Raw genomic sequence first — 19,958 nt, 5'->3', positions numbered from 1 at the left:
TGGCTGATTCACGTGCCTACCGTGACCGTCAACGCCCCTTGGCGCTCGCAAGATCCAGCCCGACGACCTGTCCGCGCCAGCCATCGCCCTGACGGGTGGCGATGACCAGGGCATCGCCACCATCGGCAGTGCTCAGCGGGCCGGCCGCCGTCCAGAAGCCACTGCAGCCGATCGCCGCCATACCGCCGCTGGTGCCGTTGTGGTTCGCCATGCCGACCAGCATGGCATAGCGCTCGGCAATCTCGGCCAGGCGCCGGGTATCGGCGTCATAGCCGCCCGCGGTGATCAGGGCCCCGGCCAGATAGACGGTCGCGCCCAGCGACGCGCACTCGGCGGCATGCGCAGGGGCGTTGGTATCGGCACAGATGGCGAAGGCCACACGCTCGCCGCCGAGCTCGCAAACCACCTGCGTCTCTCCGACCTCGAAGGCAGCCTCTTCCCCGGGATGCAGATAGCGCTTGGCATAGGTCATGGGCTCGTCACCCTCCGGGCCGACGATCACCACCCCGACCCGCGGCCGGGTTTCACCGTTCAGCGGCACCCCCGCCACCACGTGCATACCGTAGCGTCTGGCCGCTGCGCGCAGCGGGGCCAGACGCTCGCTGCGCGGCGACACGGCCAGTACGGCGGCCAGATCGGGCTCGTATCCGGTCAGGGAGAGCTCGGGAAACACCAGCAGCGAGACACCCTGACGGGCTGCCGCCTCGACCACCGCCAGGTGTCGCGCCAGGTTGGCGTCGAGATCGCCGGCCAGCGCAGACAGCTGCGCCAGGCCGATCACCAGCTCGGATCGCGCCGACGTCGCCTCAGTCATTCAGCGTCGTCTTCCAGGTCAGCGATTCACCGGCCTTGTAGGGTACGAAGGTGTTCTCGCCCTCGCCCACGCTGGGCGCCACCGGGGTCGGCTGGCGGGTCAGGGTGACCGTTCCCTCGTTCAGCGGCAGGCCGTAGAACCGCGGGCCGTTCTCGGAACAGAAGGCTTCGAAGTGCTCGAGCGCGCCCTCCTGCTCGAAGACATCGGCATAGACCGACAGCGCAGCCTCGGCATTGAACACCCCGGCGCAGCCGCAGGACGTCTCCTTGGCGGCGGTGACGTGGGGGGCGGAATCGGTGCCGAGGAAGAAGCGCGGATGGCCGCTGGCCACGGCCTGGCGCAGCGCCTGCTGATGCTCCTGCCGCTTCAGGATCGGCAGGCAGTAGAGATGGGGGCGAATGCCGCCGACCAGCATGTCGTTGCGGTTCTGGGCCAGGTGCTGGGGGGTCAGCGTGGCGCCCAGGAATTCGTCGCCTTCCAGCACGAACTGGGCGGCGTCCCGGGTGGTGATGTGCTCGAACACCACCTTGAGCGCCGGGAACTGGCGGCGAATGTCGGTCATCACCTCGTCGATGAAGACCTTCTCGCGATCGAAGATATCGATCTCGCCACGCGTCACTTCACCATGAACCAGCAGCGGCATGCCGATCCGCTGCATCACTTCCAGTAGCGGGTAGACGTCGGCAATGTGCTTGACGCCGTGCTGGGAGTTGGTGGTGGCGTTAGCCGGGTAGAGCTTGGCGGCGGTGAACAGGCCGTCCGCGTGGCCGCGCTCCAGCGTCTCGCGGGAGACGCTCTCATTGAGATAGCAGGTCATCAGCGGGGTGAAGTCGTGACCGGCGGGAACTGCCGCCATGATCCGCTCACGGTAGGCACTGGCGGCCTCGATGGTGGTCACCGGCGGCACCAGGTTGGGCATCACGATGGCGCGGGCGAAGGTCCGGCTCGTATAGGGCACCACGGTCTGCATGACCTCGCCGTCACGGAAGTGCAAGTGCCAGTCGTCGGGGCGGCGGAGGGTAAGCGTATCGGGCGCGGCGGTCATCGGGGGCTCCTGGCAGTCGGTGAAACGAATCGGCGCTCATGATACCAGAGCGCCGAGAGAGGGGCGGATCAGGGTGATGCCGAGCGCTGCCGTCGGGACGGGCGCAGCAGCAGGCCCAGCGCCACGCAGCAGAGCAGTGCCACCAGCAGCGCGAACAGCAGCCCGGTCAGCTGCAGACTGATGAAGGAGGCGACCACGCCGATACCGATCACGGGCAGCGAGATGGCCACGTAAGCCACGACGAAGAAGGTCGACACCACCGAAGCCTTCTGCGCCGACGGACTTGCCGCCGCGATGGCGCCCAACCCGGCACGGAAGGCGATGCCCTGGCCGATACCGGCGACGACGGGGCCGATGATGAATCCCGTCAGCGTTTTCGCGCCGATACCCCAGGCGATCGACAGCACGCCGATCAGCAGGATGCCGCAGCCGATCGGCAGGCGGCGCGCGGCCGGCAGCCTGCCCTGCAGGATCTGCCCCGCGGTGGAGGCGATGAAGAGCAGTCCGGCCACGAAGCCGATCAGCGCCGGGTTGTGATGGCCAAGCTCCTTGCCGAGAAAAGCCGGCGTCACCGAGGTCGCGAACCCACACACCATGAAACCGGCAAAAGCGGCAATCGCTGCGGGAATGAAAATGCCGCGAACCCCTTCGGGCACGCCGAGCCGCTGCACGCTCAGCCGAATCCGCGCCGGGCGCTCCACCGTCTCGGGCGCCCGCCACAGGCAGAGCACGGCCAGCACGACCAGGGCCAGGTGGACGACGTAGGGAAGGATCAGCGGCATCGGGAACGCCACCACCAGTACCCCGGCCAGCATCGGCCCCAGCCCCAGCCCGCCCATGTTGGCCGCGGTGGCGACCAGCGGGCCGGCCCGCTTCCAGGCCTCGGGCACCAGCTCCATGACCGCGACAGTGGCGGTACCGGTGAAGATGCCGGCCGAGATACCGGACAGCACGCGACCGACCAGGATCATGCCGAGACCGCCGGCATGCCAGAACACCAGGTCGCTCAACGCCGACGCGGCCAGGCCGGCGAACAGCATCGGGCGCCGTCCCAGCTGATCCGACCAGCGTCCGGTCAGCAGCAGCGCGCCCATCACGCCGGCTGCGTAGACCGCGAAGATGATCGTGATCGTCAGCTGGGAGAAACCGAACTGCTGCTGATAGATCGGATAGAGCGGCGTCGGCATGGTGGTGCCGATCATGGTGAGCACGAAGGCGAACGCGGCACCGATGAAGGCGACCGGGCTGCCGGCCGCCGCAGGTTGTGAAGAGGCCATGGAACTCCTTCGGAGTGGAATCGGGTTGGGCATCGTCGAGTGATCTCGAACGCCAGGCGAGACTCGCCGACCTCCACCATTCTAGCGCACGACCGAACCCGTCGGGCCGCCCCAATCGCTTCGATTCATGGCATACTGAGCCGCTTCACGCACTTCCTCACGGCCGTCTCGCCATGTCGCAAAGTACTTCCGCATCGCACGCCACCGCCGCGCCGGCAGTCGGCACGCTCTATATCATTTCCGCGCCATCCGGTGCCGGCAAGACCAGCCTGGTCCGTGCCCTGCTCCAGCGCAACGCGGGCATCGGCGTCTCGGTTTCTCATACCACACGGGCGATGCGCCCCGGCGAGCAGGACGGCGTCAACTACCACTTCGTCGCCCAGCCCGAGTTCGAGGCAATGGTCGAACGCGGTGAGTTCTTCGAGCATGCCTGGGTCTTCGACCGCCACTACGGCACCTCGAGAGTCGAGGTCGAGAAGCGACTCGCGGTGGGCGAGGACGTGATTCTGGAGATCGACTGGCAGGGGGCTCGGCAGGTTCGCGAACAGGCGCCGGATGCCGAGTCGATCTTCATCCTGCCGCCGTCGCGGGAGGCGCTGAGGGAGCGGCTTGCCGGGCGCGGGACCGACGACGAGGCGGTGATCGAACGGCGCATGCGCGATGCGGTCAGCGAGATGTCGCATTTCGACGAGTACGAACATGTCGTCATCAACGACACTTTCGAGCACGCCCTGACCGAGCTCGAGTGCATCGTTCATGCGCGCCGGTCGCGTCTCGACAAGATGCAGGCACGTCATGCGACGCTGCTCCACGAGCTGCTGAACGGCATCGACTGAACCGCCATTGGCGTGCACCTGCCGGTCATGATGCACTCTCGTCACTCGTCGAGGACGCTTGCCACGCGTTGAGGACTCTTGCCACCCGTCGAGGCCTCTTGTCAGACAGCGCGCCACTCCAGTAGACTGCTCGGTCCCGCAGACCCCGCAGTCCGGGGCGCGTTCACCCAATTTGTTTGGCAGGGCTACCCTCATGGCACGAGTGACCGTCGAAGATTGTCTGGACCACATCGAGAACCGTTTCAAGCTGGTGATGATCTCGTCCCAACGCGCCCGCCAGCTCGCGCGCGGCTCCCGCGATGCGCTGCTGCCTTGGGAAAACGACAAGCCGACCGTCATGGCCCTGCGCGAGATCGCCACCGGCCAGATCGGTGACAGCATTCTCGACGAGCCGGTCGAAGCCGCCCCGCCGCGCCCGCGTCCCGAGCCGACCCAGGAATACGACATCTGAGCCACTCTCCCGGCATGGCCGACGGCCCCCGGGCCGTTGTCGCGGTCTCCACGGAGCCGGTTGCCAGACGGGCCATGTAAGACGGGTCGTTAACGAAAAAATAGGCGCGCCGCATGTTCACCATCGATGACCTGGCCGATCGCCTCGGCGGCTATCTCCCCGACGACGAGATTCAGCAGGTCAAACGCGCCTTCTACTACGCCGAACAGGCCCACGACGGCCAGCAGCGTCGTTCCGGCGAGCCCTACGTCACCCATCCCCTCGCCGTCGCCAATATCCTCGCCAACATGCACATGGACCATCAGAGCCTGATGGCCGCCATGCTGCACGATGTCATCGAGGACACCGGCGTCTCCCGGGAAGCGCTGGAAGCGCAGTTCGGCGAGGCCGTGGCAGAGCTGGTCGACGGCGTCTCGAAGCTGACCCAGATCACCTTCGAGGACAAGGCGGTCGCCCAGGCCGAGAACTTCCAGAAGATGGTGATGGCGATGTCCCGGGACATCCGGGTGATCATCGTCAAGCTCGCCGACCGCCTGCACAACATGCGCACGCTGGGTGCACTGCGCCCGGACAAGAAGCGCCGCATCGCCCGCGAAACCCTGGAGATCTACGCCCGCATCGCCGGGCGGCTGGGCATCAACACCATTCGCGTCGAGCTCGAGGACCTCTCGTTCCAGGCGATCCACCCGATGCGCGCCGAGCGCATCAAGCGCGCGGTGGCCAGCGCCCGCGGCAACCGCCGCTCGACCATGCGCCAGATCCAGACCAGCCTGCAGCGCCGGCTCGACGAAGACGACCTCACCGGCAGCGTGGTCGGGCGCCAGAAGCACCTGCTGTCGATCTACCGCAAGATGCACGACCAGCGTAAACCGTTCGCCGAGATCATGGACGTGTTCGGTTTCCGTATCATCACCGACAGCGTCGACAACTGCTATCGCGTGCTGGGCGCGGTGCACAATCTCTACAAGCCGGTGCCGGGGCGCTTCAAGGATTACATCGCCATCCCCAAGGCCAACGGTTACCAGAGCCTGCACACCACGCTGTTCGGCCCCAGCGGCATGCCGATCGAGGTGCAGATCCGTACCCGCGAGATGGAGGCGATGGCCAACAATGGCATCGCCGCGCACTGGCTCTACAAGGCCGGCCAGACCGAACGCCCCATCGCCGCCGGCAGCCATGCCCGGGCCCGCGAATGGGTCCGTGGCCTGCTCGAGATGCAGCGCCACGCCGGCGACTCGCTGGAGTTCATCGAACACGTCAAGAACGACCTGTTCCCGGACGATGTCTACATCTTCACCCCCAAAGGCGACATCATGGAGCTGCCGCAGGGGGCCACGGCGGTCGACTTCGCCTACAGCGTCCACACCGACATCGGCAACAGTTGCATCGCCTGCCGCATCGATCGCCATCTCGCGCCGCTGTCGACCCCGCTGGAGAGCGGCCAGACCCTGGAGATCATCACGGCCCCCGGCGCACGCCCCAATCTCGCCTGGCTCAATTTCGTGATTACCGCCAAGGCACGTTCGGCGATTCGTCATGCGCTGAAGAGCCAGCAGCGCAGCGAAGCGATTCAGCTCGGCCGCCGCCTGCTCAACCGGGCGCTGGGCAGCTTCGAGACCAGCCTGGAGAAGCTGCCGCCGGAACGCCTCCCGGCGCTGCTGGAGGAGCTGGACCTCAAGACCGAGGACGATCTGCTCGAGACCATCGGCCTCGGCACCCGCCTGGCGCACGCCACGGCGCGGCGCCTGGTCGCGCGGGAACTCACCTCGGATGTGGATACCGGGGCGAGCGACGACCCGCTGGAGCGGCTGCTGGAGGATTCGCCTCACAACGGTCCGATCGTGATCAACGGTTCCGAGAGCATGGCGATCAGCTTTGCCCGCTGCTGCCACCCGTTACCGGGAGACCCGGTCATCGGCCACCTCTCCATCGGCAAGGGGATCGTCGTCCACCGTCACGAATGTGGTAACCTCGACGAGTTGCGCGACGATCCCGACAAGCTGGTCTCGTTGACCTGGTCGAAGCAGATCGATCAGGATTTCCCGGTACCGTTGCGGATCGAGGTCGAGACCCGGCGCGGCCTGATCGCCGAACTGGCCAGTCTGATCACCGATGCCGACGCCAATATCGAGCGTATCGGGATCGAGGAGCGCGATGCCAGGCTCTCGATCGTCAACCTGACCATTCTGGTCAAGGGGCGTGTTCATCTGGCGCGAATCATCAAGCGCCTGCGCAATCTGAACCATATCGGCCGCATCGTCCGCGCCCGAAACTAATCGCAGGATCGTTGCCCCGCCGTGGCCAACACGGCGGGGCAACGTTTTTTGCGTCATGGCTCCGGCCATGGACGGCGATATCGCCGAAACGCGGTTTGGATGTCAGGAACGCCGGATGGATCGGCGAGCGGGATGAAGCGCAAGGCGCAAGCACAGACTCGAAGCGAAGCGGACGTCCGACGGACGACCCCGCAGGTTTCGAGTCGACCGAAGCCTATGGATATAGGTGAGGATTTAGATCGGACCGGCACACCGGCACCGCACAACGACGCGAGTCGCCGGGGCCCCCGAGTCCACGCAGACATTGAAACAATGCTGGAGGGTACGCCATGAGCAACAAAGCCGTTATCAACACCGACAACGCCCCGGCCGCCATCGGCCCCTATTCCCAGGCGATCAAGTCGGGCAACACCGTCTATCTCTCGGGTCAGATTCCGCTCGATCCGAAGACCATGGAACTGGTCTCCCAGGAGTTCGAGGCCCAGGCCCGCCAGGTCTTCACCAACCTGTCCGCCGTGTGCCAGGAAGCCGCCGGCTCGCTGCAGGACATCGTCAAGCTCAACCTCTACCTGACCGACCTCGACAACTTCGGCGTGGTCAACCAGGTGATGGAGGAGTTCTTCCAGGCGCCGTTCCCGGCTCGCGCCGCGGTCGGCGTCAAGCAGCTCCCCAAGGGCAGCCAGGTGGAAGCCGAAGCGGTCATGGTCATCGGCGACTGAGTCCGTTGCTCGACCCGCCGGAATCGGGGCGCACCATCAGGCACGCGCGGTCTGCGGTAGTTCGCCGCGCAGCTTGCTCACGTCCGCGCGCGGCGGCACTCCGAAAAGGCGGCTGTATTCGCGGCTGAAATGGGAGGGGCTGCCGTACCCCACGCGGAAGCTGGCAGTGGCCGCCTCCATCCCTTCGGTCAGCATCAGCCTGCGCGCTTCATGGAGCCGCAGCTTCTTCTGGAACTGCACCGGCGACATCCGGGTGACCTGCTTGAAGCTGTGGAACAGCGACGACTCGCTCATGTTCACCATCTCCGCCAGTTCGCGAACGCGCAGCGGCTCGGTGAAGCGATCCTTGAGTGCCGCGATCACCTTCGCGATGCGGTGGGTCTGGGTATCGGCCACCGCGAACTTGCGCATGTGCAGGCCGATCTCGCCGATCAGTGCACGATAGAAGATCTCGCGCCGTACCAGCGGTGCGAGGATGCGAATGTCCTGGGGTGAATCGAGCAGGTTGACCAGCCGCAGCATGGCTTCCACCAGGCCCTTCTCGGCCTGCACGCGACTCAGGCCGCAAGCCGTCTCGGCACACTCCCGCGTCTCCATCTCACCCACGCCCTCCCCCAGCTCCAGTACCAGCGCGGTGATCTCCTGGGCATCGACGGCGAGCTTCAGCCCCAGGTAGGGCCTTTCCGCCGAGGCCTCGGTCACCTTGCCCAGCACCGGCAGATGCACCGCCGACACCATGCAGCTCAGCGGTCCGTAGTCGATCTCCCGATCCCCCAGCCATATACGCTTGCTGCCCTGCGCGATCAGGCAGAGCGAGGGGTCGTAGACCGTCGAACCGAGACAGCTGGTGTGCGAGGAGTTGGCACGCACCAACTCCAGCCCTGGCACCGATGTGGGCGTCAGGCCCTCTTCCGGCGCCCACTTCTGAATCTGACGGGCTAGAGTTTTCGCCAATTGGGCGAGCTCGTCATCTAATGTCTGAAAAACCGGTTGCACGATACTCATGTTCTCACCCCGTATGGATCGCCAATGCTCGATCTTGGATGTATCGCGAGTATATGCCGTCATAACGGTGCTTTTATGACGATTTGAGGACTTATGCAGGATTGGGCAAGACCTTTGAAGAAACGGGCAAGTCAACCGACGATCCCCTAAGACCGGCAGAGGCCAATAGGTATTCTGCTTCGAAGACTGGCGATATTGACAGGATCAGGCAATCAATACGGAGGAAACCGATAACGCCCGCTCGCGGCGCGAACGTACATTGTCAGGCCATGATCCCCCGCCGGCACCTGCCGTCTTGCGAAGGGCGACGGCGCGTTTTGACCGGCGCCACTCGCCTCGTCTTCATCGGTTGATCGACGCCCCTTGCTGCCGGCGCCGTCGGTCGATAACCCCCGACACCGACTCGAAGGCACCCCAGGGCGATCCGCCGTGGAAGGTGGTGCAAGGGATCGATGACCGGGAATGAAACAAGGGAAGCCCAACAATGAACAAGTCCGACCACAAGCGTCTGTCGAAAACGGGTCTGACTCGCGGCCTGGGCGTGATGCTCGTCATCGCGCTGCTGGCCGGCTGCGATGCCCATGGCGAAGCGGACTCCGCCGCCGCGCCACCGCCGCCGGAAGTCGACGTGGCAACGGTGCTGGTGGAACCGATCACATTGCGAGAGACCTTTACCGGCCGCGTGGCATCACCGCAGACCGTGCAGGTCCGGCCACGAGTGAGCGGCTATATCGACGCGGTGGCCTTCGAGGAGGGAGAGCTGGTCGAGGCCGGCGACCTGCTGTTCCGGATCGACCCGCGCCCCTACGAAGCTCGCGTCCAGGCCGCCAAGGCATCGTTGGCACAGGCGCGCAGCCAGCGCCGGCTCACCGAAGTCGAGGCCGGCCGCTCCCGCCAGTTGATCCAGAAACACATGATTTCCCAGGAGCAGCACGACCAGCGCCAGGCGGCGGCGCTCAATGCCCAGGCCCAGGAAGCCGAGGCCGAGGCCGCACTGACCAGTGCCGAACTGGACCTGCAGTACACCCAGGTGATCGCGCCGGTGACGGGCCGTACCGGGCGAGCGATGGTCACCAAGGGCAATCTCGCCAGCGCCGACCAGTCGGTCCTGACCACGCTGGTGTCGGTGGACCCCTTGTACGTCTATTTCGACAGCAACGAAGCCGAAGCCCCCAGTGCCCAGGCACTGCTGACTCAAGGCAAGAGCGCCACGCTGCATATCGGCCTGACCGGCGAGACGGGTTTCCCGCATCCGGCGCAACTGGACTTCGTCGACAACCAGATCAACGCCGATACCGGCACGCTGCGCTATCGCGCCGTGCTGCCCAACCCGGATGGCGCCTTCAGGCCCGGCCAGTTCGCCCGCGTGGAGATGCCCGTCGCCAATCTCGCCAAGGCAACGCTGGTGAATCGCAAGGCCGTGCTCGCCAATCAGGACCGACGCCTGGTCTACGTGGTCGGCGACGACAATACCGTGATGCCCCGTCAGGTACAGCTTGGCCGCGAGGTGGGCGACCTGGTGGTGGTCGAGGAAGGCCTCGAGGCCGGAGAACGGGTGATCGTCAATGGCACCCAGAAGGTGTTCGCACCCGGCATGCCGGTCACGCCGAACCCGATCGCCATGCGGGAAGCGGAGGCGGGCAAAGCGGTTGCCACTCGATCCTGAGGCAGCACTGCACGCCGATCCACTCAACGCTTCCTGAAGCGCTTCTCTCCTCTGAATGACAAGACGCGGCGGGCATCGTCCCCGCCGCCCAGGAGCCTGCTGTCATGAATTTTTCCCGCTTTTTCGTCGACCGGCCGATCTTCGCCGCGGTGCTCTCGATCATCATCTTCGCGGTGGGCCTGATCTCCATTCCCAACCTGCCGATCGGCGAGTATCCGGAAGTGGTGCCGCCCTCGGTGCTGGTCCGCACCACCTACCCGGGCGCCAACCCCAAGGAGATCGCGGAAACCGTGGCGACGCCGCTGGAAGAGGCGATCACCGGCGTCGAGAACATGATGTACTTCAAGTCGGTGGCCGGTTCCGATGGCGTGCTGCAGATGACCATCACCTTCCAGCCCGGCACCGACCCCGAACAGGCGACCGTGCGCGTCCAGAACCGGGTCAGCCAGGCGCTGGCGCGGTTGCCGGAGGCGGTAAGGCGGCAGGGCGTGACCACCCAGAAGCAATCGCCCACCTTCCTGATGGTGGTGCACCTGGTCTCGCCGGATGACAGCTACGATACCCTCTACCTGCGCAACTACGCCCGCCTGCACGTACGCGACCAGCTGGCGAAGATTTCCGGCGTCGGCGAGGCCCAGATGTTCGGCGGCGGCGATTACGCCATGCGCGCCTGGCTGGATCCCGACCGCATTGCCTCCCATGGTCTCACCGCCGGCGACGTGGTCGCCGCCATGCGCGAGCAGAACGTGCAGGTCTCCGCCGGCCAGATCGGCGCCGAGCCGATGCCGCACAGCGATTTTCTCACCCTGATCAACGCCAAGGGCCGCCTGTCCACCGAGCAGGAGTTCGGCAACATCGTGCTCAAGGTCGGTGCCGACGGCCAAGTACTTCGGCTTCGCGATGTCGCACGGCTCGAGATGGGCGCGGGCGACTACACCCTGCGCTCCCGGCTGGACGGCAAGGACGCGGTGGCGATCGGCATCTTCCAGTCTCCCGGCGCCAACGCGCTCCAGATCCGCGACCAGGTGATCCACACCATGGACGAGCTGGCCACCCAGTTCCCGCCGGGGGTGGAGTACCGCACCGTCTATGACACCACGCTGTTCGTCAGCGACTCGATCCGCTCGGTGATCCAGACCCTGCTGGAGGCGATACTGCTGGTGGTGTTGGTGGTGACGCTGTTCCTGCAGACCTGGCGCGCCTCGCTGATTCCGCTGCTGGCGGTGCCGGTCTCGGTGGTGGGCACGTTCTCGGTGCTCTACCTGCTGGGCTACTCGATCAATACCCTGACCCTGTTCGGGCTGGTGCTGGCGATCGGCATCGTGGTGGATGACGCCATCGTGGTGGTGGAGAATGTGGAGCGCAACATCGGCCAGGGACTGGCACCGCGGGCCGCCGCCCACCAGGCGATGCGCGAGGTCTCCGGCCCGATCGTCGCCATCGGCCTGGTGCTGTGCGCGGTATTCGTGCCGATGGCGTTCCTCTCCGGGGTCACCGGCCAGTTCTACCGTCAGTTCGCGGTGACCATCGCCATCTCCACGGTCATCTCGACGATCAACTCGCTGACCCTGTCGCCGGCGCTGGCGGCGATGCTGCTCAGGTCCCACGACGCGCCCAGGGATCGCCTGACCCGGATCATCGACTTCCTGTTTGGCTGGCTGTTCCGGCCGTTCAACCGCTTCTTCAACGCCAGTTCCAATCGTTACCAGGGCGTGGTCGCGGGTAGCCTGCGCCGTCGCGGTGCGGTGTTCGTGATCTACCTGATCCTGCTGGGCACCACCGGTTATCTGTTCAAGCTGGTGCCGCCCGGGTTCATTCCGGTTCAGGACAAGATGTACCTGATCGCCGGCGTCAAGCTCCCCGAAGGGGCCTCGCTGGAGCGCACCGACGAGTTGTTGCGTCAGGTGGTGGATATCGCCATGGAGACCGACGGCGTCGAGCACGCCATCTCGTTCCCCGGTCTCAACGCGCTACAGTTCACCAACACCGCCAACACCGGGCTGGCGTTCCTGACCCTGAAGCCATTCGATCAGCGCACCCGTACCGCGGCAGAGATCAACGCCGAGATCGCCGGCAGGATCGCCGGCCTCAAGGACGGCATCGCCTTCTCGTTCATGCCGCCGCCGATCCTCGGGCTCGGCAACGGCTCCGGCTATCAGCTGTTCATCGAGGACCGCGGCGGGCTCGGCTACGGCCCGCTGCAGGAGGCGGTGACCGCGTTCCAGGGCGCGGTGTTGCAGACCCCGGGCATGTCCTATCCGATCACCAGCTACCAGGCCAACGTGCCCCAGCTCGATGCCGAGGTGGATCGCCTCAAGGCCAAGACCCAGGGCGTGGCGGTGAGCGACCTGTTCGACACCCTGCAGACCTATCTTGGCTCCACCTACGTCAACGATTTCAACAATTTCGGCCGCACCTGGCAGGTCATTGCCCAGGCCGACGCCCCCTACCGCGACAGCGTCGAGGACATCGCCCGGCTGCGTACCCGCAATGCCCAGGGCGAGATGGTGCCGATCGGCTCGATGATCGATATCCACCAGAGCTTCGGCCCCGACCCGGTGCTGCGCTTCAACGGCTATCCGGCGGCGGACCTGGCCGGCGAAGCCGACCCGCGGGTGCTCTCCTCGCCCCAGGCGATGGGCGTGCTGTCCGATATCGGCGAGCGGGTACTGCCGGATGGCATCGACTTCGAGTGGACCGACCTCAGCTATCAGCAGTTCACCCAGGGCAATGCCGCGCTGGTGGTATTCCCGCTGGCGGTACTGCTGGTGTTCCTGGTCCTGGCCGCACTCTACGAGAGCTGGACCCTGCCGCTGGCGGTGATCCTGATCGTGCCGATGTGCCTGCTGTCGGCGCTGGTCGGCGTCAGGATCTCCGGCGGCGACACCAACGTCTTCGTCCAGGTGGGGCTGGTGGTGCTGATCGGGCTGGCCTGCAAGAACGCGATTCTGATCGTCGAATTCGCCCGCGAGCTCGAGTTCCAGGGTCGCAGCGTAGTGGAGGCGGCGCTGGAAGCCTGCCGCCTGCGACTGCGTCCGATCATCATGACCTCGATCACCTTCACCGCGGCGGTGATACCGCTGGCGCTGGGTCACGGCGCCGGTGCCGAGGTGCGCCAGGCGCTGGGTATCGCGGTATTCGCCGGCATGCTCGGGGTGACCCTGTTCGGCCTGTTCCTGACGCCGGTCTTCTATGTCGCGCTGCGCAAGCTGGCCGGCCCGCTGCGCCAGGATCACGGCTCGACGATGGAGGGCGAGGAGCCTCGGCCCCACGACGGCCCCGCCTGAGCGGGAGCCACGCGCATACCGGGAAACCGTTGGCAACGAGGGGAACGATGCGCCACCCTGCAGGCAACGCCATCGGGAGCCGCCATCGTGACCCTTTCTCGCCGACTCTTCTTCGCCCTGTGGCCCGACGACGCCAGTCGTCGGGCGCTGGCCGCCGAGGCCGGACGCCTGGCACCCCGCTGCGGCGGCTACCCGCTACCGGCGCAGAACATGCATGTCACGCTGGCGTTTCTGGGCAGTGTCGACGCCTCGCGGCTGGCGGCGCTGCTCGAGCTGACCCGGGCGTGGCCGGCGCCCCAGGGCGAGTGGACGCTGGATCGACTCGGCCATTTCCCTCAGCCGCGCATCGTCTGGGCCGGCAGCCAGACGCCGGACCCTGCGTTGCTGGCACTCCATGCCGAGCTCTGGCAGGCACTCGCCCGTCACGGTTTCACCGCGCCACAGCGTGACTTCACCCCGCATGTCAGCCTGGTTCGCCAGGCCGACCGCGCGGCCCCGGATTCACGCCTGCCCGCCCCGCTGCGCTGGCGCTTCGACCATCTCGCGCTGGTGGAATCGCAGCTCGGCGACGGCGGCTCGCGCTATCGCACCCTGGCTTGCAGTTCAGGCTGAGATCACGATGACCTATCCAGTTAGCACTCGTGCGCGGTTTCACAACGCTCACAGAACGCGACCACGTCGTCGTCCTGAAAGTCGGAAAGCCTTGCGCTGATCGTCTCGAACGGCCAGTGCCACCAAGCGATGGCTTGCAGTCGGGTGACGATGTCGGGTGGAAAGCGGGATTTGATCGCGCGCGCGGGGACGCCGCCCACCACCGCATACGGGGCCACGTCTTTCGTCACCACGGCGCCTGCCGCCAGCACTGCGCCATTACCGACATGGACACCGGGCAACACCGTGACGCCATGCCCGATCCAAACGTCGTGACCAATCGTCACGCGCTGTTCGCGACGCTGGGCGAAAAAGCCCGCGTCGCGCTGCAGATCGGGATCGTAGTATTCCGGGCAGTAGGTAAAACGGTGCTGGGAAGGTCGCCCCATGGGGTGATTGGGCGCGCCAAGCCGTACATGATTGGCGATGGCGGTGAACTTGCCAATCGAGCAATCGGCCACATGGCAATATTCGCCGAGGTAGGAAAAATCCCCCAGCTCGCTGTATTCCATGTAGGTGTGAGCCAGAATCTCGCACTGTTCGCCGATCGAGCTCTCACGCATTTTCACGCTGTGATCGATGATCGTAGTCGAGAGTTTTGCAGCGCTCGGCGTATTGATAGTCGACATTCGTACCTCTTCCCGTTGGCGGTTTCGTCGAGTTGGAGCGGTCGTCGGCGGCGAAATCTTCAAACCAGAATTTCCAGACCATCTGCCGCGAGTTCGACCCCGACCGGCAGTGGCAAATTGCCTGTCATCATCGAAGCGTCCAGCTCGTGGCTGATATGCGTCAGCCAGGCGCGGGCGGGGTCGAGACGCGCGATGATCTCCAGCGCCATGGCGAGGTTGTTGTGGTTGCGCGGCGCTTGGTACGAATCGGGATGGGTCGCGTCGATCACCACCCCATGCGGGCGCCACTGCTGAAGAAAACGCTCGGTGGCGCCGGGCAGGCCGACGGTGTCGCACAGCCAGGCAATTCGCTGGGCGCCGTCTTCGATCGCATAGCCCAGGGTCGGCTTGCTGTGATTGAGCGGCAGCGGCGTCAGCGTGAGGCCGCCGAGGGTGAGGGGCCGAAACGGCTTGAGGCCGGGGCGGAAGTCGAGAATGCCGGGGTGCTTGTGCAGGTCGGCGCAGCCCTGAGCATCCTTGGGGCCATACACCGGAATCGGCTCACCCCGCCCCCAGCGCAGGTGCAGAAGCCCCTGGACGTGGTCGGCGTGGTAGTGGGTCAGCAGGATCGCGGCCGGGAGCTGACGCTCGCAGCGCGCGGCCAGATCCATGCGGCCGGCGTCGATCAGGATCAGCTCGCCATCGAGCTCGATCTCGCCGGCGCACGGCCCGCGGCGGTGGCAAGTCAGCAGCCGCGCCCGCTGACACGCCGGGCAGTCGCAACCGAAGCAGGGCACCTGGGCGCTGTCGCCGGTGCCGGCGAAACGCAGCTTCATGGCGGCGATGCCGTCGCGGGCGACGCATCGACGAAGGCTTCGAGCGCCTCGATGCTCTGTGCCAGTTCGCCGCCGTTGTCGAGCCGCGGGATGTCGCCCAGGGCCTCCTCGTCGCCGCCCCGCGCCAGCCGCGCCTCGATCTCGGCCGGCGTCTCGCGCCCACGCGCGAGCAGACGCTGGCGCAGCACCTCGGCATCCGCCACCACCAGCAGTGGCACCAGCGACTCACCGAAGCGCGCCCGCGCGAGCGCCAGCGCGCGGCGACTGCCGTTGAGCACCACCGTGTGCCCCGCCGTCAGCCAGGACTCGAGCTCGATGCCGACGCCATAGTTGAGCCCATGCGCGCACCACGCGAGGCAGAACAGCCCCTGCTCCCGGCGCCAGGCGAACTCGGGGGCGCTCAGCTCGACGCAGTTCTCGCCGCTACCGCTGGCCCGAGTGATATAGCGATGCGCCACCAGCACATCCGGGCGGTGCTGGCGCAGTTCGCGCAGCAGGCTGTCCTTGCCGACCCCGCTGGCACCCATGACGTAGATCAAACGACCGTCGCTCATTTCAGCCTCTTTCTATCTACGTATTCCAGATACTCCCGGCCGTGAGATAAATTGCCGGGCGTGATGACCGAGACATCGGCATTTATCCAGGGTCGATCTGAAAATCGACGAGCGCAGTCCAGACAAGGCAAAAATCGGCGAAAGAGCGGAGTTTACGGGGTGTAAATGAGCATCTTGAGCCGATTTTTAACGCCGTATGGACAAGCGCAGGCATTTTCAGACGTACCCTCAGTGAACTTGCTGACCGGCAGACCAAACCCGCTGCACCACCGGATGCCCGTCGATCACGCGTACCCGCAGCAGATCGGCACGCAGCCCCGGTGCCAGACGGCCGCGGTCGGTCAGACCGACCGCCTCGGCCGGAATGCGCGTCGCCGTGGCAACGGCATGGGGCAAGGCGTAGCCGTTCTCCATCGCCGCCACCTTGAACACCGCATCGAGCAGCGCGGCCGGGTAGTAATCCGACGACAGGATATCCAGCACGCCCAGTTCGACCAGCGCGGCGGCGGCGATATTGCCGGAGTGGGAGCCGCCACGAACCACGTTGGGCGCGCCCATCATCACCGCCATGCCAGCCCGGTGGGAGGCCTGTGCCGCCTCGAGGGTGGTCGGGAACTCCGCCACCCGGGTGCCGTACTCGGCGCTTTCGGCAACGTGCTCGACGGTGGCATCGTCATGGCTGGCGATCGCCAGACCGCGCTCGCCGCAGATCGCCGCAATGGCGCGACGATGCTCGGCGCTGTAGCGCTGGCTGTTGTCGATCTGGGACGCCATGAAGGCATTCATGGCCGCGTCGTCGAGCTTGTACTTGCCCTGATAGTAGATGCGATAGGCCTCGAGGCTGGCGAACTGACGCTGACCGGGGGCGTGGTCCATCAGCGATACCAGCCCCAGCATCGGTGATGACGACAGCTCGTGGAAGCGTGCCAGCGTGTTGGGGTGGCTCACCTCGCAGCGCAGATGGAGGCGATGATCGACCCGCGCCAGCCCCGCGTGGGTGATCCGCGCCAGGGCCTGGCACATATCGTCGAGTGAGCCGTGACGCATGCTCTGCTCGTCGACGTCGCCCACCGAGACCGCGTCGAACACCGTGGTGATGCCGCTGGCCGCCATCTGGGCGTCATGGGCCAGCGCGGCCTGGAGCCCCGGCCACTCGACCTTGGGCCGCGGCTGGAAATACTTCTCCATGTTGTCGGTGTGCAGCTCGACCAGCCCCGGCAGCAGGATGTCGCCCTCGCAGTCGATGGCGGCTGCGACCTGACTGGCACCGTGATCGACGGCGGCGATCCGGCCGTCGCGGATCACCAGCGTGCCGTCGACCGTCTCGTCGTCGAGCACCAGTGTGGCGTGGGTCAGGATCTGTTCCCGTGCACTCATGACAGGCTCTCCCGGCAGGGCTGGCTGGCGTTGGACAAGCCGCCCTGGTTGCCATCCAGCGGCAGCAGACGGTCGGCGACGCGCTCGCGCACGTCCTCGTCGTGAAAGATCCCGAGCATGGCGGTACCGCGCGCCTTGGCCTCGCCGATCAGCGCGATCACCACGTCGCGGTTGGCGGCGTCCAGCGAGGCGGTGGGCTCGTCGAGCAGCAGCAGCGGATGCTCGCCGATGAAGCCGCGGGCGATATTGACGCGCTGCTGCTCACCACCGGAGAAGGTCCCGGGGGGCAGTCGCCACAGCCGCTCGGGCAGATTGAGCCGGGCCAGCAGCGTCTCGGCTCGCTGGCGCGAGTCGGCTTCGTCGGCGCCGCGGGCCAGCAGCGGCTCCATCACCACATCGACGGCGGCGACCCGCGGCACCACCCGCAGAAACTGGCTGACATAGCCGATCACGTCGCGGCGCAGGCCATGCCAGGCATAGGTCGGCAGAGTCTCGAGATCGAGGTCGCCATCATCGAAGTGCAGCCGGATCCGGCCCTGATCGATGCGGTAGTCGCCGTAGAGCATCTTCAGCAGCGTGCTCTTGCCGATGCCGCTGCGTCCGGCCAGCACCAGACATTCACCGGCCTGCAGCGTCAGCGAGAGATCGTGCATCACGTCGATCTCGAGCCCGCCCTGGCCGTGAAGCAGGAACTGCTTGTGCAACCCGTTCACCGTGAGGCGAGGTCGGGCGTTCGTCATGGAATGCATCAAAAAGCCCCTTCAATGAGTTTGGGGAGTATCGAAGGCATCGACGAGCAGTCTTCAGCACAAGGCGCCCGGAGCGCAGGATGCGAGACATAACTGGGTGTTAGGCGAGCAAACGAGCACCGCGTAACGCCGTGATGAAGGTGCGCAGTCATGGATTCGATGCTCCTCAAGGGGTGAGCACGGACGACACCAGCAGCTGCGTATATTCGTGCTGCGGGTCGTCGAGAATCTGATCGGTGAGGCCGGTCTCGACCACCTGGCCGCGGCGCATCACCATCAGCCGGTGGGCGAGCAGGCGCGCCACGGCGAGATCGTGGGTCACCAGCACCACCGACAGGCCGAGCTGGCGTACCAGCGTGCGCAGCATGTCGAGCAGCCGCGCCTGTACCGAGACGTCGAGCCCGCCGGTGGGCTCGTCCATGAACACCAGCCGTGGCTGGGTGACCAGAGTGCGGGCGATCTGCAGCCGCTGCTGCATGCCGCCGGAGAAGGTCCGCGGGGCATCGTCGATACGCCCGGGGTCGAGTTCGACCTGGCGCATCCACGTCTGCCCGGTGGCGCGGAGCTGGCCGTAGTGGCGCTGACCCTGGGCCATCAGCCGTTCGCCGATGTTGGCCCCGGCGGACACGCCCATGCGCAGGCCGTCGCGGGGGTTCTGATGCACCAGCCCCCACTCGAGGCGCAGCAGTGCCCGGCGTCGCGCCTCGCCGATGGCGTAGAGATCGAGCTCGGCTTCCTCGGCCCCCGCATCATCCGTCTGACGGCGGTACAGGACCTGTCCGGCATCCGGCGCTTCCAGGCCGGCGAGCACCCGCAGCAGGGTCGACTTGCCGGAGCCGGACTCGCCGACGATGCCCAGCACTTCGCCGGCGTGGAGTTGAAAATCGATCGCCTCGCAGCCCTTGGCCGGGCCGTAGAGTCGGGTGATGCCCTGCACATCCAGCAGGACCGGGCGTTCCAGCACCGGCTTCTTCATGCCACTTCTCCCCGCCGGCTCTGGCAGTAGTCGGTATCGGAGCAGACGAACATCCGCCCGCCCTGGTCGTCGGTGATCACTTCGTCCAGATAGCTGTGATCGCTGCCGCACAGCGCGCAGGCGTGCTCCCAGCGCTGGATCTCGAACGGGTGATCCTCGAAGTCGAGGCTCTCGACCCGGGTGTAGGGCGGAATCGCGTAGAGCCGCTTTTCGCGACCGGCGCCGAACAGCATCAGCGCCGGATTGCCGTCGAGCTTGGGGTTGTCGAACTTGGGGATCGGCGAGGGATCCATCACGTAGCGCCCGTCGACCTTGACCGGGTAGGCGTAGGTGGTCGCGATATGGCCGTAGCGGGCGATGTCCTCGTAGAGCTTGACGTGCATCACGCCGTACTCCTCCAGCGCGTGCATCAGCCGGGTCTCCTGCTCGCTGGGTTCGATGAAGCGCAGCGGCTCGGGGATCGGCACCTGGAACACCAGGATCTGGCCGGCGCGCAGCGGGGTTTCGGGAATCCGGTGGCGGGTCTGGATCACGTCCGCGGCCGTGGTCGCGGTGGTGGTCTCGACCCCGGCGACACGCTGGAAGAAGTGACGGATGCTGACCGCATTGGTGGTGTCGTCGGCGCCCTGGTCGATCACCTTGAGGATGTCGTCGGCGCCGAGAATGCTGGCGGTGAGCTGCACGCCGCCGGTGCCCCAGCCGTAGGGCATCGGCATTTCGCGGCCACCGAACGGCACCTGGTAGCCGGGGATCGCCACTGCCTTGAGCAGCGCGCGGCGGATCATGCGTTTGGTCTGTTCGTCGAGGTAGGCGAAGTTGTATCCGTTCATA

At 66.1% G+C, this 19,958-nt stretch carries 18 protein-coding genes; 7 read left to right on the top strand and 11 right to left on the bottom strand.

Annotation, left to right across the window (positions count from 1 at the left end; genetic code table 11):
• Window positions 1-28: 28 nt before the first annotated feature.
• From DOM45_RS15190 to DOM45_RS15180, 3 genes are all read right to left on the bottom strand, one after another.
• Window positions 29-814 (bottom strand): carbon-nitrogen hydrolase family protein, encoded by a 786-nt coding sequence (locus DOM45_RS15190; RefSeq protein ID WP_110601839.1) that lies wholly within the window; start codon window positions 812-814, stop codon window positions 29-31.
• On the bottom strand, window positions 807-1,859 hold the full coding sequence (gene pyrC, locus DOM45_RS15185; RefSeq protein ID WP_110601837.1) for a dihydroorotase: 1,053 nt from the start codon (window positions 1,857-1,859) through the stop codon (window positions 807-809). Before pyrC ends, DOM45_RS15190 begins: the two co-directional genes overlap by 8 nt.
• Before the next feature lie 68 nt (window positions 1,860-1,927).
• Window positions 1,928-3,136: an MFS transporter gene (locus DOM45_RS15180; RefSeq protein WP_110601835.1), complete on the bottom strand. Its 1,209-nt coding sequence runs from the start codon at window positions 3,134-3,136 to the stop codon at window positions 1,928-1,930.
• Between the two features lie 173 nt (window positions 3,137-3,309).
• On the opposite strand from DOM45_RS15180, the gene gmk reads away from it, so the two are divergent.
• The 4 genes from gmk to DOM45_RS15160 all read left to right on the top strand — a co-directional run bounded on the left by gmk (window position 3,310) and on the right by DOM45_RS15160 (window position 7,418).
• A complete protein-coding gene (gene gmk, locus DOM45_RS15175) occupies window positions 3,310-3,972 on the top strand; it encodes a guanylate kinase (RefSeq protein WP_110601833.1) in 663 nt (220 codons plus the stop codon).
• Between the two features lie 193 nt (window positions 3,973-4,165).
• A complete protein-coding gene (rpoZ, locus tag DOM45_RS15170) occupies window positions 4,166-4,423 on the top strand; it encodes a DNA-directed RNA polymerase subunit omega (RefSeq protein ID WP_075561565.1) in 258 nt (85 codons plus the stop codon).
• Between the two features lie 113 nt (window positions 4,424-4,536).
• A complete protein-coding gene (locus DOM45_RS15165) occupies window positions 4,537-6,699 on the top strand; it encodes a RelA/SpoT family protein (protein ID WP_110601830.1) in 2,163 nt (720 codons plus the stop codon).
• 329 nt (window positions 6,700-7,028) lie between these two features.
• On the top strand, window positions 7,029-7,418 hold the full coding sequence (locus DOM45_RS15160; protein ID WP_110601828.1) for a RidA family protein: 390 nt from the start codon (window positions 7,029-7,031) through the stop codon (window positions 7,416-7,418).
• Window positions 7,419-7,454: 36 nt separating this feature from the next.
• On the opposite strand, the gene DOM45_RS15155 is transcribed toward DOM45_RS15160, so the two are convergent.
• Entirely contained in the window at window positions 7,455-8,423 is a 969-nt protein-coding gene (locus tag DOM45_RS15155; protein ID WP_110601826.1) for an AraC family transcriptional regulator, read from the bottom strand.
• 484 nt (window positions 8,424-8,907) lie between these two features.
• On the opposite strand from DOM45_RS15155, the gene DOM45_RS15150 reads away from it, so the two are divergent.
• The 3 genes from DOM45_RS15150 to thpR all read left to right on the top strand — a co-directional run bounded on the left by DOM45_RS15150 (window position 8,908) and on the right by thpR (window position 13,988).
• Window positions 8,908-10,089 carry an efflux RND transporter periplasmic adaptor subunit gene (locus tag DOM45_RS15150; RefSeq protein ID WP_110601824.1) on the top strand — a complete coding sequence of 394 codons (1,182 nt, stop codon included), beginning with the start codon at window positions 8,908-8,910 and terminating at the stop codon, window positions 10,087-10,089.
• Between the two features lie 104 nt (window positions 10,090-10,193).
• Complete coding sequence (locus tag DOM45_RS15145) at window positions 10,194-13,376, top strand: efflux RND transporter permease subunit (protein ID WP_110601822.1); 3,183 nt, start codon at window positions 10,194-10,196, stop codon at window positions 13,374-13,376.
• A gap of 87 nt (window positions 13,377-13,463) precedes the next feature.
• Window positions 13,464-13,988: an RNA 2',3'-cyclic phosphodiesterase gene (gene thpR, locus DOM45_RS15140; RefSeq protein ID WP_157958448.1), complete on the top strand. Its 525-nt coding sequence runs from the start codon at window positions 13,464-13,466 to the stop codon at window positions 13,986-13,988.
• Between the two features lie 20 nt (window positions 13,989-14,008).
• Here thpR and DOM45_RS15135 read toward each other — a convergent pair whose 3' ends face one another.
• The 7 genes from DOM45_RS15135 to DOM45_RS15105 all read right to left on the bottom strand — a co-directional run bounded on the left by DOM45_RS15135 (window position 14,009) and on the right by DOM45_RS15105 (window position 19,957).
• Window positions 14,009-14,656 carry a DapH/DapD/GlmU-related protein gene (locus DOM45_RS15135; RefSeq protein WP_110601819.1) on the bottom strand — a complete coding sequence of 216 codons (648 nt, stop codon included), beginning with the start codon at window positions 14,654-14,656 and terminating at the stop codon, window positions 14,009-14,011.
• Window positions 14,657-14,715: 59 nt separating this feature from the next.
• A complete protein-coding gene (gene phnP, locus DOM45_RS15130; RefSeq protein WP_110601818.1) occupies window positions 14,716-15,471 on the bottom strand; it encodes a phosphonate metabolism protein PhnP in 756 nt (251 codons plus the stop codon).
• Complete coding sequence (phnN, locus tag DOM45_RS15125) at window positions 15,468-16,025, bottom strand: ribose 1,5-bisphosphokinase (RefSeq protein ID WP_110601816.1); 558 nt, start codon at window positions 16,023-16,025, stop codon at window positions 15,468-15,470. Before phnN ends, phnP begins: the two co-directional genes overlap by 4 nt.
• Before the next feature lie 228 nt (window positions 16,026-16,253).
• Window positions 16,254-17,402 carry an alpha-D-ribose 1-methylphosphonate 5-triphosphate diphosphatase gene (locus tag DOM45_RS15120; RefSeq protein WP_110601815.1) on the bottom strand — a complete coding sequence of 383 codons (1,149 nt, stop codon included), beginning with the start codon at window positions 17,400-17,402 and terminating at the stop codon, window positions 16,254-16,256.
• Window positions 17,399-18,151, bottom strand: coding sequence for a phosphonate C-P lyase system protein PhnL (gene phnL / locus DOM45_RS15115; RefSeq protein WP_240612417.1), 753 nt, complete (start codon window positions 18,149-18,151; stop codon window positions 17,399-17,401). The genes DOM45_RS15120 and phnL overlap by 4 nt, the downstream gene beginning before the upstream one ends.
• Before the next feature lie 166 nt (window positions 18,152-18,317).
• Window positions 18,318-19,127 carry a phosphonate C-P lyase system protein PhnK gene (phnK, locus tag DOM45_RS15110; RefSeq protein WP_110601814.1) on the bottom strand — a complete coding sequence of 270 codons (810 nt, stop codon included), beginning with the start codon at window positions 19,125-19,127 and terminating at the stop codon, window positions 18,318-18,320.
• A complete protein-coding gene (locus DOM45_RS15105) occupies window positions 19,124-19,957 on the bottom strand; it encodes an alpha-D-ribose 1-methylphosphonate 5-phosphate C-P-lyase PhnJ (RefSeq protein WP_110601812.1) in 834 nt (277 codons plus the stop codon). Before DOM45_RS15105 ends, phnK begins: the two co-directional genes overlap by 4 nt.
• Window position 19,958 lies beyond the last annotated feature (1 nt).

Source organism: Salinicola lusitanus (assembly GCF_003206045.1).
Lineage (GTDB): Bacteria > Pseudomonadota > Gammaproteobacteria > Pseudomonadales > Halomonadaceae > Salinicola > Salinicola lusitanus.
The sequence above is the reverse complement of the archived record's forward strand: the minus strand, read 5'-3'. Positions and strand labels throughout refer to the sequence as shown.